Annotated in this window: 16 protein-coding genes; 6 read left to right on the top strand and 10 right to left on the bottom strand. The window is 69.6% G+C overall.

What is annotated here, in order from left to right:
- The first annotated feature begins 10 nt into the window (after positions 1 to 10).
- Entirely contained in the window at positions 11 to 436 is a 426-nt protein-coding gene (locus tag OH802_RS00665; protein WP_406024162.1) for a DUF3054 domain-containing protein, read from the top strand.
- 108 nt (positions 437 to 544) lie between these two features.
- On the opposite strand, the gene OH802_RS00670 is transcribed toward OH802_RS00665, so the two are convergent.
- The 4 genes from OH802_RS00670 to OH802_RS00685 are packed head-to-tail and all read right to left on the bottom strand — an operon-like array spanning position 545 to position 2,931.
- The gene (locus OH802_RS00670) at positions 545 to 1,297 is read right to left on the bottom strand and encodes an ABC transporter ATP-binding protein (RefSeq protein ID WP_141802663.1); all 753 of its coding nucleotides are present in this window, start codon (positions 1,295 to 1,297) and stop codon (positions 545 to 547) included.
- The gene (cbiQ, locus tag OH802_RS00675) at positions 1,294 to 1,905 is read right to left on the bottom strand and encodes a cobalt ECF transporter T component CbiQ (RefSeq protein WP_406024165.1); all 612 of its coding nucleotides are present in this window, start codon (positions 1,903 to 1,905) and stop codon (positions 1,294 to 1,296) included. Before cbiQ ends, OH802_RS00670 begins: the two co-directional genes overlap by 4 nt.
- 4 nt (positions 1,906 to 1,909) lie before the next feature.
- The gene (locus tag OH802_RS00680; protein WP_406024167.1) at positions 1,910 to 2,242 is read right to left on the bottom strand and encodes a PDGLE domain-containing protein; all 333 of its coding nucleotides are present in this window, start codon (positions 2,240 to 2,242) and stop codon (positions 1,910 to 1,912) included.
- Positions 2,239 to 2,931 (bottom strand): energy-coupling factor ABC transporter permease, encoded by a 693-nt coding sequence (locus tag OH802_RS00685; RefSeq protein ID WP_406024169.1) that lies wholly within the window; start codon positions 2,929 to 2,931, stop codon positions 2,239 to 2,241. The genes OH802_RS00680 and OH802_RS00685 overlap by 4 nt, the downstream gene beginning before the upstream one ends.
- A 187-nt stretch (positions 2,932 to 3,118) precedes the next feature.
- On the opposite strand from OH802_RS00685, the gene OH802_RS00690 reads away from it, so the two are divergent.
- From OH802_RS00690 to OH802_RS00705, 4 genes are all read left to right on the top strand, one after another.
- Complete coding sequence (locus tag OH802_RS00690; protein WP_406024171.1) at positions 3,119 to 4,345, top strand: acetyl-CoA C-acetyltransferase; 1,227 nt, start codon at positions 3,119 to 3,121, stop codon at positions 4,343 to 4,345.
- A 48-nt stretch (positions 4,346 to 4,393) separates the two neighbouring features.
- Positions 4,394 to 5,182, top strand: coding sequence for a CoA transferase subunit A (locus tag OH802_RS00695; protein WP_406024173.1), 789 nt, complete (start codon positions 4,394 to 4,396; stop codon positions 5,180 to 5,182).
- A 3-nt stretch (positions 5,183 to 5,185) separates the two neighbouring features.
- Positions 5,186 to 5,836 carry a CoA transferase subunit B gene (locus OH802_RS00700; RefSeq protein ID WP_406024175.1) on the top strand — a complete coding sequence of 217 codons (651 nt, stop codon included), beginning with the start codon at positions 5,186 to 5,188 and terminating at the stop codon, positions 5,834 to 5,836.
- Positions 5,837 to 5,928: 92 nt separating this feature from the next.
- The gene (locus OH802_RS00705; RefSeq protein ID WP_406024177.1) at positions 5,929 to 7,764 is read left to right on the top strand and encodes a CocE/NonD family hydrolase; all 1,836 of its coding nucleotides are present in this window, start codon (positions 5,929 to 5,931) and stop codon (positions 7,762 to 7,764) included.
- 31 nt (positions 7,765 to 7,795) lie between these two features.
- Here OH802_RS00705 and OH802_RS00710 read toward each other — a convergent pair whose 3' ends face one another.
- From OH802_RS00710 to OH802_RS00725, 4 genes are all read right to left on the bottom strand, one after another.
- Complete coding sequence (locus tag OH802_RS00710) at positions 7,796 to 9,016, bottom strand: MFS transporter (protein WP_406024179.1); 1,221 nt, start codon at positions 9,014 to 9,016, stop codon at positions 7,796 to 7,798.
- A 69-nt stretch (positions 9,017 to 9,085) separates the two neighbouring features.
- Positions 9,086 to 9,559: a MarR family transcriptional regulator gene (locus OH802_RS00715; RefSeq protein ID WP_160025466.1), complete on the bottom strand. Its 474-nt coding sequence runs from the start codon at positions 9,557 to 9,559 to the stop codon at positions 9,086 to 9,088.
- A gap of 111 nt (positions 9,560 to 9,670) precedes the next feature.
- Positions 9,671 to 10,135 carry a glutathione peroxidase gene (locus OH802_RS00720; protein WP_357357456.1) on the bottom strand — a complete coding sequence of 155 codons (465 nt, stop codon included), beginning with the start codon at positions 10,133 to 10,135 and terminating at the stop codon, positions 9,671 to 9,673.
- A 55-nt stretch (positions 10,136 to 10,190) separates the two neighbouring features.
- A complete protein-coding gene (locus OH802_RS00725) occupies positions 10,191 to 10,493 on the bottom strand; it encodes a hypothetical protein (RefSeq protein ID WP_355021735.1) in 303 nt (100 codons plus the stop codon).
- Between the two features lie 234 nt (positions 10,494 to 10,727).
- Between OH802_RS00725 and OH802_RS00730 the strand changes: the two genes are divergently transcribed.
- The gene (locus OH802_RS00730; protein WP_406024182.1) at positions 10,728 to 11,504 is read left to right on the top strand and encodes a metal-dependent hydrolase; all 777 of its coding nucleotides are present in this window, start codon (positions 10,728 to 10,730) and stop codon (positions 11,502 to 11,504) included.
- A 15-nt stretch (positions 11,505 to 11,519) separates the two neighbouring features.
- Here OH802_RS00730 and OH802_RS00735 read toward each other — a convergent pair whose 3' ends face one another.
- Entirely contained in the window at positions 11,520 to 13,568 is a 2,049-nt protein-coding gene (locus OH802_RS00735; RefSeq protein WP_406024184.1) for a protein kinase domain-containing protein, read from the bottom strand.
- A gap of 82 nt (positions 13,569 to 13,650) precedes the next feature.
- Entirely contained in the window at positions 13,651 to 15,258 is a 1,608-nt protein-coding gene (locus OH802_RS00740) for a serine/threonine-protein kinase (protein WP_406024186.1), read from the bottom strand.
- Positions 15,259 to 15,314: the final 56 nt, after the last annotated feature.

Consider the following 15,314-nt stretch of genomic DNA (forward strand, 5'->3'; position numbering starts at 1 on the left):
TCTGGGCACCATGTCCTCCACGAAGCCCGACGACTCCTCCCCACTCATCGCCGGGCTCGTGCCCAAGTGGGCGGTCGCGGCCTTCGCCGTCGACGTCTTCTTCGTGCTCCTCTTCGCCTTCGCCGGGCGCCAGTCGCACGACTCCGGCCCAGCGCTCGTCGTGCTCCGCATCGCCTGGCCCTTCCTGATCGGGCTCGTCGTGGCCTGGGCCGTGCTGATCTGGCGCCGCTGGCCGGCCGCTCGCGCCTGGCCTGCGGGCGTGGTCGTCTGGCTCGGGACGTACGTCATCGGGATGGTGCTGCGCGGCCTCTCCGGCGAGGGCCTGGCGCCGGCATTCTTGGTCGTCTCGCTCCTCTTCCTCGGCCTCACCCTGGTCGGCTGGCGCGGCTACATCAGCGCCAAGCTCCACTACCGCTCCCGCCGCCTCGCCGACTGATCCCTGCCGAGGCGTCGGCCGAGGCGTCAGGTAGGTCGGCCGAGCGGCATCACTGTGCCAACTCGACCGACTTAAGTGACGTCTCGGCCGACGTACCTGACGTCTCGGCTAGAGGGTGGCGGCTGCCGCGACCGGGTCGAAGCCGAAGGGGAGCTCGAGGCGGTGGGCGCGCATCAGGTCGGCGTTGGAGAGTACGTCGACGGTGCGGCCCTCGGCGGCCACGATGCCGCCGTCGAGGATGACGGAGCGCTCGCAGAGCTCGAGGGCGTACGGCAGGTCGTGGGTGACCATCAGGACGGTGACGTCGAGGTCGCGGAGGATGTCGGCGAGCTCGCGGCGGGAGGCCGGGTCGAGGTTGGAGGAGGGCTCGTCGAGGACCAGGATCTCGGGGTCCATCGCCAGCACGGTGGCCACCGCGACCCGGCGACGCTGGCCGAAGGAGAGGTGGTGCGGGGGCCGGTCGGCGTACTCCTCCATGCCGACCTTCGCGAGCGCCTCGGTCACCTTCGCGTCCAGGGCCTCGCCGCGCAGGCCGAGGTTGGCGGGGCCGAAGGCGACGTCCTCGCGGACGGTGCCCATGAAGAGCTGGTCGTCGGGGTCCTGGAAGACGATGCCGACGCGGCGGCGGATCTCCTTGATGTTGGCCTTGGTCACGGGGAGCCCGCTCACCGCGACGGACCCGGCGCCGGCGAGATGGATGCCGTTGAGGTGCAGGACCAGCGTGGTCTTGCCGGCCCCGTTGGGGCCCAGCAGCGCGACCCGCTCACCGCGGTGGACGTGCAGGTCGACGCCGAAGAGCGCCTGATGGCCGTCGGGGTAGGCGAAGGCAAGGCCGCGTACATCCAGGACTGGAGTGGTCACCGTGGCATTCTCCCTGTGTAGCCGCGCGAGACCATAGCCAGGTGCACCCGCTCGCCGCGCTCGAAGGAGCGGATGAACAGCGCGCCGACCGAGCGGGCCAGCACCGGCCAGTGGAGCGGGTTGCGGGCCTCGAAGCCTCGTGAGGCGCGCGCCACCGCCATCCGGCGCATCTCGTCGGTCACCACCTCGAGGTAGCGCACCATGAACGCCATGATCTGCACCAGCTGCTGAGGCAGCCGCAGCCGCTCCAGGCCGTGCACCAGCGCCTGGGGCGTCGTCGTCGCGGCCAACAGCAGCCCGGCGATCACGCCGAGCGTGCCCTTGGCGAGCAGCCCCCACGCCGAGAGCAGGCCCGACTCGCTCAGGCTGAGCCCGAGCACCTCGACGCGCGGCCCGTGCGCGATGAACGGCATCAGCACCGCGAAGACCACGAACGGCGTCTCGACGACCATCCGCTTCAGCACCCACCCCGGGCGCACCCGCGCCACCGCGCCGACCGTCACCAGGACCGCGAGGAAGAAGGCGTACGCAGCGAACCACTCCCGCGGCGTCGCCACCACCACGAGCATGAAGCCGATCAGGGCGAGCACCTTCAGATGGGCGGGCACCGGCTCAGGCCTCGTCAGACTTGGCGGAGCGGCGGCGTACGACCAGGGCGAGGCCGCCGGCGAGGACGAGCACCACCACGGTGCCGATCACGCCGGCGAGGCCGCCGGAGAGCCGCTCGTTGTCGACGCCCTTGGTGCCGTAGTCGGCCAGCGGGCCGTCGGCCGCGCCGTGCTCCGAGGCGCTGTCGAGGAAGCCGGTCTTGCCGGCGACATACTCGAGGCCGTCGGGGTTCGCGGAGGCGTAGTAGGAGACCACCCCGGCCAGGAGCAGCGCGGCGACGGCGATGCCGACGGCGACCCACCTGAACGGCACGCGCTTCCTCTCAGCGGCGCTCATGCGACCGACTCCTTCGGCTTGATCACCAGGTCGCGCTCGGAGATCACGCCTCGCGCGGCGTAGACGAGGTCGGGGCGTACGGACAGGATCGCGCCTACCGCGAGGAACGTGATCGCGCCCTCGCCCAGACCGATCACCGTGTGCCAGCCGAGCATCGCGGTGGCCAGCGTGGTCAGCGAGATGTCGGCGGTGCCACCGACCGCGTAGAGCGCGGTGAAGACGGCCGCCGCCGCGGGGACGGAGAGGAAGGCGCCGATCGCCGCCGCCGGGGCGACCATCCCGACCCGCTTCGGCAGCACCTTGATCAGCACCCGGCTCACGAACCAGCCGACGAGCACAGTGGTGACGGCCATGAGCAGGATGTTGGTGCCGAGCGCGGTGATGCCGCCGTCGGCGAAGAGCAGGGACTGCACGATCAGCACGACCGAGACGCACAGCACCCCGGTCCACGGCCCCACCAGCACCGCCGCCAGCGCGCCGCCCATCAGGTGACCGCTCGTGCCCGCCCCCACCGGGAAGTTGAGCATCTGGGTCGCGAAGACGAACGCGGCCACGAGGCCGGCCAGCGGGGCGGTCTTGTCGTCGAGCTCACGGCGCGCGCCGCGCAGCGCGACGCCGACCGCGACGACAGCGACTGCACCGGTGGCGATCGACGTCGGAGCGTCGAGGAAGCCGTCGGGGACGTGCATGGTCACCTCATTGATCTGCGTGGGGGTCGGTCGAAGTGGAACCCGAGAGGAAACTGCTAACGCGAACTTATCGCAATAGCCTCACCCGCGCACTGTCCGGTCGGACAGTTGATCAAGACTTCAGAGGTGTCAATCGACGCCAAATGAATACTTCTCAAGTCATGACTGCGCGCGTACCGTCGATGGCATGAGCAGCTCCGCCAACGACATCGTCATCTGCGAACCCCTCCGCACCCCCGTCGGCCGGTTCCTCGGCGCCCTGGCGCCGCTGACCGCGACCGACCTCGCCACGACAGTCCTGCGTGAGCTGGTCGAGCGCACCGGCCTCCAGGAGGGCGACGTCGACGACGTCATCCTCGGCAACGGCTACGCGAGCGGCGAGAACCCTGCGATCGGCCGCATCGCGGCCCTCGACGCCGGGCTCGGCAACGGCGTCCCCGGCCTCCAGATCGACCGTCGCTGCGGTTCGGGCCTTCAGGCGATCCTGTACGCCGCGGGCTCGGTCGCCACCGGCGCCGCGAACCTCGTCGTGGCCGGCGGTGCGGAGTCGATGTCCAACGTCGAGCACTACGCGCTCGGGCTGCGCGGCGGGGTGAAGCAGGGCGGCATCGAGCTGCTCGACCGCCTCGACCGAGCGCGCGAGACCGCGGGCGGCAAGGACCACCCGCTCCCCGGCGGCATGATCGAGACCGCCGAGAACCTGCGCCGTGAGTACGGCATCGGGCGCGAGGAGCAGGACGAGCTCGCGCTGCGCTCCAACCAGCGTGCCGTCGCCGCCCACGAGGCCGGCAAGTTCGCCGACGAGCTCGTTCCGGTGACCGTCCCCGGCGGCCGCCGCAAGCCCGATGTCGTCGTCGACCGCGACGAGCACCCGCGTGCCGACATCTCCCTGGAGAAGCTCGCCTCGCTGCGTCCGATCCGGCTGAAGGTCGACGAGGAGTCGACGGTCACCGCGGGCAACGCGTCCGGCCAGAACGACGGCGCGGCGATGTGCGTCGTGACCACGCGCGCCGAGGCCGAGAAGCGCGGGCTGACGCCGCTGCTGGCGCTCAAGTCGTGGGCCGTCACCGGCTGCGAGCCCGAGCGGATGGGCATCGGCCCCGTCCTCTCCAGCAAGGCGGCGCTGTCCCGGGCCGGGCTCACCCTCGACGAGATCGACCTGATCGAGCTCAACGAGGCCTTCGCCGCCCAGGTCCTCGCCGTCCTGCGCGAGTGGAAGATCGACGCCACCGACGAGCGGCTCAACCCCAACGGCTCGGGCATCTCGCTCGGCCACCCGATCGGCGCCACCGGCGCCCGCATCCTCGCCACCGCCGCCCGCGAGGCGCAGCGCCGCGAGGCTCGGTACGTCCTGGAGACGATGTGCATCGGTGGCGGGCAGGGGCTCGCGGCGGTGTTCGAGTCTGTCCGCTGAGCAGTCAGCAAAGCAGCGTACGAAATCCTTCGAGAGAGCAGAGAAGACATGGGTCTGGACAAGGTGGTCGGATCGGCCGCGGAGGCGGTTGCCGACATTCACAGCGGGGCCAGCCTGGCCGTGGGCGGCTTCGGGCTGGTGGGAATCCCGTGGTTCCTGATCGAGGCGCTGCGCGAGCAGGGTGCGGACGACCTGATGGTGGTCTCCAACAACTGCGGCGTCGACGGCGCCGGGCTCGGGCTGCTGCTCGACGACCACCGCATCTCCCGGGTGATCGCTAGCTACATCGGCGAGAACAAGGAGTTCGGGCGCCAGTACCTGGCCGGCGAGATCACCCTCGAGCTGACCCCGCAGGGCACGCTCGCGGAGCGGATGCGCGCGGGCGGCAGCGGGATCGGCGCCTTCTACACCCCGACCGGCGTCGGCACGATGGTCTCCGACGGCGGCCTGCCCTACCGCTACAACCCCGACGGAACGATCGCCGAGGCCTCCGAACCGAAGGAGGTCCGCGAGTTCCACGGCAAGCAGATGGTGCTCGAGGAGGGCATCATCACCGACTTCGCGCTGGTCCGCGCGACCCGCGTCGACCGGGCCGGCAACGCCCAGTTCAACGCCTCCACGCGCAACTTCAACGTGCCGGCCGCGATGGCCGGGCGGGTGACCGTCGTCGAGGCCGAGGAGGTCGTCGAGGTCGGTGAGATCGCCCCGGACGACGTCCACCTTCCGGGGATCTTCGTGAAGCGGATCGTCGCACTGACGCCCGAGCAGGCAGCGCGCAAGGACATCGAGAAGCGTACGACGCGCGGCGAGCGCCCGACCACGAACCAGGAGGCCTGAGTCATGGCTTGGGACCGCAACCAGATGGCCGCGCGCGCCGCGCAGGAGCTGCAGGACGGCGACTATGTCAACCTCGGGATCGGCCTGCCGACGCTGATCCCCGACTACATCCCGGAGACCTCGACGGTCGTACTGCACGCCGAGAACGGCATCCTCGGCGTCGGCCCGTTCCCCTACGAGGACGAGGTCGACCCCGACCTGATCAACGCCGGCAAGCAGACCGTGACCGTGCTCGCGGGTGCCTCCTACTTCGACTCCGCGACCTCGTTCGCGATGATCCGCGGCGGCCACATCGACGTCGCCGTCCTGGGCGCGATGCAGGTCTCGACCAACGGTGACATCGCCAACTGGATGGTGCCCGGACAGATGGTCAAGGGCATGGGCGGCGCGATGGACCTCGTCTCCGGCGCCGGGCGGGTGATCGTGCTGATGGAGCACGTCACCAAGAAGGGTGCTCCCAAGCTGCTCTCGGCCTGCGACCTGCCGCTGACCGGTCGCGGGATCGTGAAGCGGGTCATCACGGACCTCGGTGTTCTCGACGTGGCGGGCGCTGCGTTCGAGCTCGTCGAGCTCGCTCCCGGGGTGACGTACGACGAGGTCGTGGCGGCCACGGGCGCGCCAGTCATCGACAGGACCGTCGCGGTGACTGCTTAGTCTCACTATTCAAAACCCGGAACCGGCTTCGTAACTCGCGTTTGCACTCCGTCGTTCGAGGTGTGAAATCCAACACACCCCTGGAGTGAGTCGTGAAACTCGGCAGACTGGCATTCCTCGTATCGTTCCTGGCTCTCGTCGCGACCTTCCTGCCACCGGCGCACTCCGCGTCCGCCGCCCCTGAGGCGGCTTCTGTCGGAACCGCCGCGGCGCAGGCAACCCAGGCGAGGGCCGGGGCGTGGAAGCCTCGCCCGGCGACGTACGGCGTGGTGGTCGAGAAGGACATCCAGCTGACGATGTCCGACGGGGTGGTGCTGCGCGCCGACGTCCACCGTCCGGCGAAGACGGACGGGACCGCGGCGCCGGGCCGGTTCCCGGTGATCCTGACCCAGAACCCCTACAACAAGAACGTCTCCGGCGGGAGCGGCGGGGACTACTTCGTGCAGCGCGGCTACGTCTTCGTCCAGACCGACGTACGCGGCACCGGCTCGTCCGCCGGCCAGTGGGATGCGTTCGGCGACCGCGAGCAGAAGGACGGCCTCGAGGTCGCCAACTGGGCGACCTCGAAGAAGCGCCCGTGGAGCAACGGCGAGCTCGGCCTGTGGGGTCCGTCCTACATGGCGATCAACCAGTTCTTCACCGCCGCTCAGCACCCGCGCGGGCTGAAGGCGATGTTCCCGATCGTGCCCGCCGGCGACGTCTACCGCGACGTGGTCGCCTCCGGCGGCCAGATCGACGCCGGGTTCATCCCGCTGTGGTTCGGGCTGGTCACGGGCGCCGGGCTGGTGCCGCCGGCCGTCAACAAGACCCGTCCCGACGCCACCCTGACCACGCTGCTGCAGCACGTCGGCGGGGCGCTCGGGTTCCAGGTGCCGATGCTCGTCAGCGCGCTGATGGGCAGCGACGCCGGCTACGACGGCCCGTTCTATCGGAAGCGGTCCCCGTTGAGCGTGGTCGACGAGATCGACGTACCGACGTTCGTGACAGCCGGGCAGTACGACATCTTCCAGCGCGGCACGCCGATGCTCTTCGACCGGATGCAGAAGAACGGCGTGGACACCAAGCTGCTCATCGGACCGTGGACGCACGCCGAGGCCGCCACGGGCGCCGGCCTGGAGGGCAGCGGGATCAACAGCATGGGCGAGATGGCCCTGCGGTGGTTCGACACGCACCTCAAGGGGCTGCCCGACGCCACCCTCGACCGCGACGTCGCGCCGGTGACCTACCACGAGATCGGGTCCGGGAAGTGGCGCACGATGCAGTCGTGGCTCGGGAGCGAGGTCCACGCCAAGACGTACGCCCTCGGGTCGGCCCTGAGGCCCGTCGGCGGCGACACCATCGTGCCGCTGCCGGTGCAGGGGCTGTGCTCGCGCAGCACCGCGCAGTGGACCGCCGGCGCCCTGGCGATCCCCGGCTGCGAGACCGACAACCGGATCAACGACGCGCTCGGGGTCTCCTATGAGACCGCGCCGGCGACCTCGGACCTGGCCTTCTCTGGCCCGCTCAACGCCGACCTGTCCGTCTCCACGACCGGCACCGACGGCCTGATCTCGGTCTCGGTCGAGGACGTCGCGCCCGACGGGTCCGTCGACCGCATCACCGGCGGCTGGCAGACCATGCGTCACCGTGCCGTCACCGCGTCGAAGTCGCGGACGCTGAACGGTCAGGTCGTCCAGCCCTGGCATCCCTTCACCCGTGAGGCCGAACAGCCCGTCACGCCGGGTCAGGTCTATCGCGTGCCCGTCGAGGTCTTCCCGACCGGCGCGGTGATCGAGAAGGGCCACCGCCTGCGGGTCACCGTCCACTCCTACGACGTCCCCCATCTGCTGCCCAACGTGAAGCAGCTGGTCCGCGGCATTGCGGGCGTGGTCACGGTCCACCACACGAAGACGGACCCCTCGACGCTGGTCCTCCCGGTCCGGAGGTAGCGCCGAGGGGTCAGTTTCTGACGTCGAGACGTCAGAGGCTGGCGGCTTCGTCCGGCACGCGCTCGGAGACCTTCGGGTCCCGGGCGCGTGCCGCGTCCACGAGCAGGTACGCCGCGACGGCGGCTCCGGCTGCCAATGCGATCGCGGCCGAGGCGTAGGCGGCGCCGTAGCCGACGGTCGTGACCAGGCCGGCCGCGATCAGGGTGCCGAGGAATCCACCGAGCTGCTGGGTGGTCGTGGTCAGGCCGGAGCCGATCCCGGCGTGCTCCGGCGCCAGCGCGCCCATCGCCAACGCCGTCACCTGCGGCATCGCGAGGCCGAATCCGAGGCCCATCACGACCGCGCCGGGGAGAACGTCGAGGGGGAAGCCTCCGGCTTCGGGGATGCGGACCAGGTAGACCATGCCGGCGACGAAGGCGAGCACACCGACGAGCAGGACGCGCTCGGACCCGAACCGTTCGGCCAGCATCGCGCTGAACCCGAGGCTGGCGATGGCGATCACCACGCTGACCGGAAGGAACGCCAGGCCGGTCGAGAGTGCTCCGAAGCCGAGGACGTCCTGCAGGTAGAGCGTCGTGACGAACTGGAACGTGAAGCCGCCGAAGGTCAGGGTCAGCAGGATCAGGTTCGCGAGCGTGAACCTGCGCTGGGCGAACAGGCCGCGCGGGAGCAGGCCACCCTTGGCGCCGGTCGGCGGCGTACCCTCCACCGCGCGGAGCGCGACGATCAGGGCGATGATCCCGAACGGCACGTTGATCAGGAAGGCCCAGCGCCAGGAGGCGACGTCGGTGAGTACGCCACCCAGGACCGTCCCCACCGACGCACCGATCGAGCCGACGAAGGCGAGCACCGCGAAGGCGCGCAGGCGCTCGCGGGGCTCGGCGTAGAGGCCGGCGATCATGCCGAGCACCACGGCCGAGGCGATGCCGCCGCCTAGGCCTTGGACGAATCGCGCGAGGACCAGGGAGATCGGGTCCCAGGCGATGCCGCACCATGCCGAGGCGAGCGTGAAGATGCTCAGCCCGGCGAGGAAGACCGGGCGGGTGCCGAACGCGTCACCGGCCCGGCCCGCCGGGAGCAGAACGAGTGCGAAGGCGAGCAGGAAGCCGTTGACGACCCAGGCCAGCGAGGCGTCGCCGAAACCCAGGTCGTCGCGGATTGCGGGAAGGGCGACGGTCACGACCGTGCCGTCGAGGATCACCATCAGCTGAGTGGCTGCGAGGGTCGCGAGCGCGACTGTCTTGGTCGTCATAGATACGACCATAGAAGATTGTTTGTTATGAAACAATCTATTTCGGGATATTCAGTTGTGAACCCATCCCTAGCGGGACGAGGCAGGCGCGCGACGCCGCAGCGTCATCGTGTGCGACGGCGTCGCCCACGGCCCCTCGACGAGGTGCTGCAGCGCCTCGATGAACGCCTCACCCTCGCTCGGCGCCAGACCCTCGAGCGCCTTGGCGACGGTCGCGTTGTAGGCCTTCGAGGCCTCCTCGAGCGCTTTCACGCCGGCCGGCGTGAGCGCGACGATGCGGGCACGGCGGTCGGTGGTCGAGACCCGCCGCTCAGCGAGGCCGCGGCGCTCGAGGTTGTCGAGGGTGGTGACCATCGTGGTCTTGTCCAGCATCGCCATCTCGGCCACGGCGTTCTGGGTGTACTCCCCCTCGGCGGCCTTCATCAGCACGCAGTACTCCCGCACCGAGAGCTCCAGGTCGGCCAGGGCCTCGCCGACCTGGGCCGCGAAGGCGTGCGCGGACTGGTTGAGCAGGAACAGCAGGTCGATACGCGGTCCGGTCATGAACTAGATCTTAACGAACCATCCGATACCGAACTATCTTCTGACCAACTATCTAACCCAAACGGCGCTCGACCCCGCAGACATCGGGCTCGAGCGCCGTCCGGCATCGCCTCAGAGATACTGGGCGAGGTCCGCCTGGATCTCTTCGGGCGTCACCTGCGGCTCGTAGCGCTTGACGACCTCGCCTTCGCGACCGATGAGGAACTTGGTGAAGTTCCACTGGATGTCGCCCGGCGCCTCGGCACGCAGGAACTCGTAGAGCGGAGCAGAGTTCTCCCCGTTGACATCGACCTTGGAGAGGACCGGGAAGGTCACGTCGTAGGTCGTCTTGCAGAACTCCTGGATCTCGTCGTCGGTGCCGGGCTCCTGACCCATGAATTGGTTGCACGGGAACCCGATGACCTCGACGCCGGAGTCGCTGGTGGCGCGATAGAGCGCCTCGAGGCCCTCGTACTGCGGCGTCAGACCGCACTTGCTGGCTACGTTGACGATCAGCAGCAGCTTGCCCTTGTAGTCGCTGAGCGAGACGGTGCTGCCATCAGCGGCGGTCACTTCGAAGTCGTACGTGGTGGTCACAGGTCTCTCCTCGATCGAGTTGCGGTGCAGGGGGACAACCTTGCTCGGCCCGAGGTTATGCCCCGCGCTGGTGCGGAACCGACGAGGCCTCCTCGGCCAGGCGCCGGTCGCGCGCGACCGTCATGATCGCGGCCGACATCCATTCCAGCGCCTCGGGCATCTCGAAGGCGATCTCCTCGAGCAGCGTCGGCATGTCGTGCCGGCCCACCGAGAGGAGCATCTCGCTGAGCGAGCCGTCCGGCGCGGTGACCATGAACCGGAACTCGATCGCCTCAGGGGTCACCGTCGCGGCGCACCGACTGGTCTCGAACGTCCACGGCGCACGGCGAGCACTGCCGTGGGTGCCGGGAGTCGTCATGACCGCGCATCCTATTCAGGTTGCCGCCCCGACCGCACCCCTTTCACGCCTCGGATCAGCCGTCGAACAGTGATTCGAATCTCGTCACCAGACACACCACCCCGACGCACGCGAAGCGGCCCGAGGACCGGTACGTTCGTCCGCGGTCATTCAGCGGGGGAACACTGGAGAGGGACACAACTTCACATGATGGGCGGGCATCACGCGGCCTCTGGAGCTGCCGCGTGGATCGCAGTGACATCGTCGGCACCGATCGCGTTCGGGTGGTATCCGGGCGTCTCGGACATAGGCGTGATGACCGGCACTCTGGTGTGCGCCGGCGCCGCGCTGCTTCCGGACGCGGACCACCACAACGGCACGATCGCCCACTCGCTGCCACCGGTCTCCGAAGGCTTGACCAAGATCGTCGGACAGGTCTCCGGCGGCCACCGCAACGGCACCCACTCGATCCTCGGCGTGCTCGCCTTCACCGGACTCGCCTGGGGCGCGGGGAAGCTCTCGCTCGAGACCGAACGTTTCGGCAGCGTCCTGATCGGCCCGGGCATAATGTGCGTCCTTCTGGTCGCCTTCGCCATGGACGCGCTGAAGCTCACCCGCAAGGGCGTCCATTGGCCGTGGATCCCGGCGGTGGCTCTGGCGGCGGTGATCGCCATCTTCGCGCCCGAGGAGTGGTGGTGGATGCCCTTCTCGGTTGCCCTCGGCTGCGTCGTGCACCTGCTCGGCGACTTCGTGACCACGATGGGGATCCCGCTGTTCTGGCCGATCGCACCGAAACCGCCGAGGTGGGTCCGGCGCAACAAGTGGCTGCCGTTCGACAACATGTGGACCCGGGGCGGCCACTTCGCCCTCCCGATCCTCGGCGACGCCGGCTCCATCCGGGAGTGGGTCGTGATGACCCCGATCAGCCTCTACGCCGTCGTCGGCTTCGGCTGGGCGCTGCTGAGCCAGATGGGCTTCGACGTCGACAGCCGCTGGGAAGCCCTGGTCTCGAGCCTCAGCACCCTCGTCTGACCGAGGGCTCGCCGCTCAGCTCTCGACGGACCGCCGGCGCCCGCGGAGCGGGCGGACGAGGAACATCCCGGCCAGCAGCGCGAGCGCGGCGAGGAGCGCGGCGACGGTGAGCACCCCGCTCAGGACGACCTTCGTCTGGATGCCGCGGTGCTCCTCGCCGACATCGTCGGAGACGATCAGCGTCATCGACACGATGGTGTCCTTGAGGAGCTGGATGAAGCGGGTCATGTCCTCGGACCAGACCTGCGCGGCCGGCCGCCCCGGGGCGTGGGACTCCAGGTCCCGGACCGCGCCCGCGAGGGAGCCGTCGTTGATGACCTGGACGACCGCGTTCTGCGACACCAGGCCACGGGATCCGTCGGCGAAGGTGCCGTCCGAGATCTTGTCCAGCGCCTTCTGGGTGGCCTTCGGGGCGTCGCCGTAGAACGAGCGCGAGGTGAGCTGCCAGGACGTACGCGCCTCGCTCATCGCCTCCATCGACTCCTCGTCGATCTTCCCGGTCATCAGCGCGGGCACCATCACCGTGCGCTCGATCCCCAGCGACTCGGACGCCGACCTGACGTACTTGAGGTTGGTGACCTGCTTGTAGATGTTCTCGTTGCGGATGTTGGGCATCTCGGTCGCGAAGTCGAGCAGCTCGTAGGCGGTGTCGGTGTAGGCGGCGACAGCCGCCTCCGTGCTCGCCTTGTCGCCGTCCTCGAGGTCGGTGCGGTAGGCGTCGATGCTCTTGAGGACCGTGTAGGTGCGCTCGACGCGCTCCCGCAGGCTCGGGGTGTCGGCGAGGTCGACCTTGGTGATGTCGTCGTGCCACGCCTCGATCGAGTCGTCGGTCACCTGGCGATAGGCCTGCCGGACCGCGTCCGGGACCTGGTCGGAGCTGAGCGCGTCACGCTCGAAGATGAGGTCCATCCCGAGCTCGTAGCTCTCCGGGAGCGCTCCGGCGATCGTCACCGCACGACTGGAGACGGCACGCTCGTCGAGCGCATCGGCGAAGGTCAGCCCGCCGAGGACCAGGGCGATCAGCACCGGGACCAGCAGCACGCCGAGCACCCGGGTGCGGAGGAACCTCGGCTTCGGGGCGGCATGGGACCGAGGCGTACGCTGCGCCGACTCGACCACGCCGGCGACCGCCGTCACGGACGAGACCGAGGCGGCTGAGGAAACCGAGGAGGCCGAGGACGAGAGCGCCAGGGGCTTGAGCCCGGCGGGCAGCTCGCGGCTGCCGACCGGAACCGGGGGCACGACCTCGGGCCGGCGCGCGAAGGCGACGACCTCGCCCGCGGTGGGCCGCCGGGAGGGGTCCTTGTCCATCATCGACGCCACGAACTCGTCGACATGGGACGGCACGGTGACCACGTCGTTGACGTGCGGGACCGGCGCGGTCACGTGCTGATAGATCATCGAGACCGGCTCGGAGCCGGCGTACGGGGCGCGTCCGGTGAGCAGCTCGAAGTACACGCAGCCGAGCGCGTAGATGTCGCTCGGCGGGCCGACCACGTTGTCGGCGGCCTGCTCGGGCGAGATGTAGGGCAGGCTCCCCATCACGTGGCGAGTCGAGGTGAGCCGCTCGGCCTGGTGGCTGGCCAGCTGGGCGATGCCGAAGTCGAGCACCCGGATCCGGCCGTCACCGTCGTAGACGAGGTTGGACGGCTTGATGTCGCGGTGGATGATCCCGGAGGAGTGGACCGCGGTGAGCGTACGCGCCACCTGGACCATCGCCTCGCTCGCCTCCTCGACGGTGAACCGCCCCTGCTTCTCCAGGCGGTCGGCCAGCGTCGGGCCGGGAAGCAGCTCCATGACGAGATAGACGATGCTGCCGTACTCGGTCTGCTCGACCCCGACGTCGTGCACCTGCACCGTGCCGGGGTGGCTGGCTGCCGTCGTCGAGAGCGCCTCACGCCGGAAGCGCTCGGTCACCTTGGGGTCGGCAGAGGTCTCCACGACCTTCACGGCGACCCAGCGTTCGAGCCTGATGTCGGCCGCCTGCCAGACCTCGCCCATCCCGCCGCGGCCAAGCAGTCGGTGCAGGCGGTACCGGCCTGCGATCGGGGGGCGCGTTCGCATGCGCATATGTTGTCGGACTCACACCCCGTGCGTCTCGTGTACGCACCGATGAAATCCGCCGATCTTTGCTATTGTCGCCGGTTTACGCATCAACTGATCGCCCTCGCGCGCGAAGCAGCGCGACCCCGAGCCCGGCGAGCACCGCCAGCACGATGCCGGTGAAGACTCCCCAGGCGATCGTCTGGTTCTGAGCGTCCCTGTGCTCGCGCTCGATGTCGTCGGCGAGCCGGCTGGCGGCGTCGACGACCACCGCCTTGAGGTCCTGGACGTAGCTGGCGGCATCGGCCAGCCAGAGCTGTTCCACTGACCTGCCGTCGGCGCTGTCCTCCAGCTGCCTGACGACGTCCTCGACGTCACGGGCGTTGAGCACCCGGATGACAGCACGCTGGGAGGAGACCGCGTAGGAACCGAACTCGAACGACCGGCCCGAGATCCTGTCGAGCCGCTGCCGCGTCGCCGGGTCAGCACGCGAATAGATCGACTCCGAGTGGGTCGCCCAGGAGTCCTGGGCCGCGCTCAGGTCGGCGATGCCCTGGTCGCTGATCCGCTCGTTCCGCAAGGCGTTCGCCATGATCCTCCGCTCGAATCCGAGCACCTCCGAGACGGATCCGATCAGCTCCAGGTTCCGGGCCTGCTTGGCCAGCTCGTCGTCCCGGAACGCCGGCAGCTCGGCGGCGAGGTCGAAGAGCCCGTTGACCGCGTTCGTGTACAGCTCGACTGCCACCAGCTTGCCGGCCCTGTTCCCCGCCCGAGCGGCCGCGCGGATGTCCGAGAGCCGCTCGAGAGCGGCCGCCGACCTCTCCGTACGCCGCCGGAGACCCGGATCGCCGGCGGTGTCCAGCTTCTCGACCTCGGCGGTCCAGGCCTCGATGGACCGGTCGGTGATCTGGAGGAAGTCCTCGGTCAGCGCCGCATCGGTCCGGAGCGCGTCGCGCTCGATGGAGAGGTCGAAGGCGAGCTGGAAGCTGGTCGGCAAGATGTTGGCCAGCGGTTGGGCGCTGCCGACGTTCGACATCGTGTCGCCGGCCCGGAGCGTGCCCCAGCCACCGAAGACCAACCCCGGCAGGACCAGGACCATCAGCACACCCAGCAGCGTGGGCGAGAGCCGCGGGCCCCTGATGTCGGGCGGACGTACGATCCGCTTCGGCGGCGGAGCGACGCCGCTCTCGAGCACCGTCGCCACCTCGTCGGCTCGGGGACGCTTGGCCGGATCCGGGTCGAGCATGGCGGTCGTGATGCCATCGAGGTGGCCGGGCACGGTCACCAGTGTGCCGACCCGCTCGGGCTCGAGCCCGGCGTACGGCGGGCGGCCGGCGAGCAGCTCGAAGAACACGGCACCGAGGGAGTAGATGTCGCTCGCCGGCCCGATCCGCTTGCGGTCGATTTGCTCGGGGGACATGTACGGCAGGCCCTCCCCGCCACGGGGCGCGGGCGCACCGAGCAGTGCGATCCGGCCGTCGGGGGCGTACCCGATGGTGGCCGGTCTGATGTCTCCGTGCACCTGCCCGGCGGCGTGGCCCGAGGCGAGGAGGCGCGCGACCTGCGCGACGACGCTCGAGGCCTCATCAGGGGAGAGCGGGTGCTGCTCGACAAGCCGGCCGGCAAGATTCAGACCGCTCAGAGCGGGTCCGCCCTGTCCGGTCAGATGGTTCAAATGCTGGCGACCGGCGCGTGGGGGACGGATACGCATGGGTCCATAGTCCCTGGTGAGCACCCCCGACGCCCCGGCCTCAGCCGAGAGTTTTC

Origin of the sequence: Nocardioides sp. NBC_00850, assembly GCF_045207335.1 — a bacterium.
In the GTDB taxonomy this organism is placed as follows: domain Bacteria; phylum Actinomycetota; class Actinomycetes; order Propionibacteriales; family Nocardioidaceae; genus Nocardioides.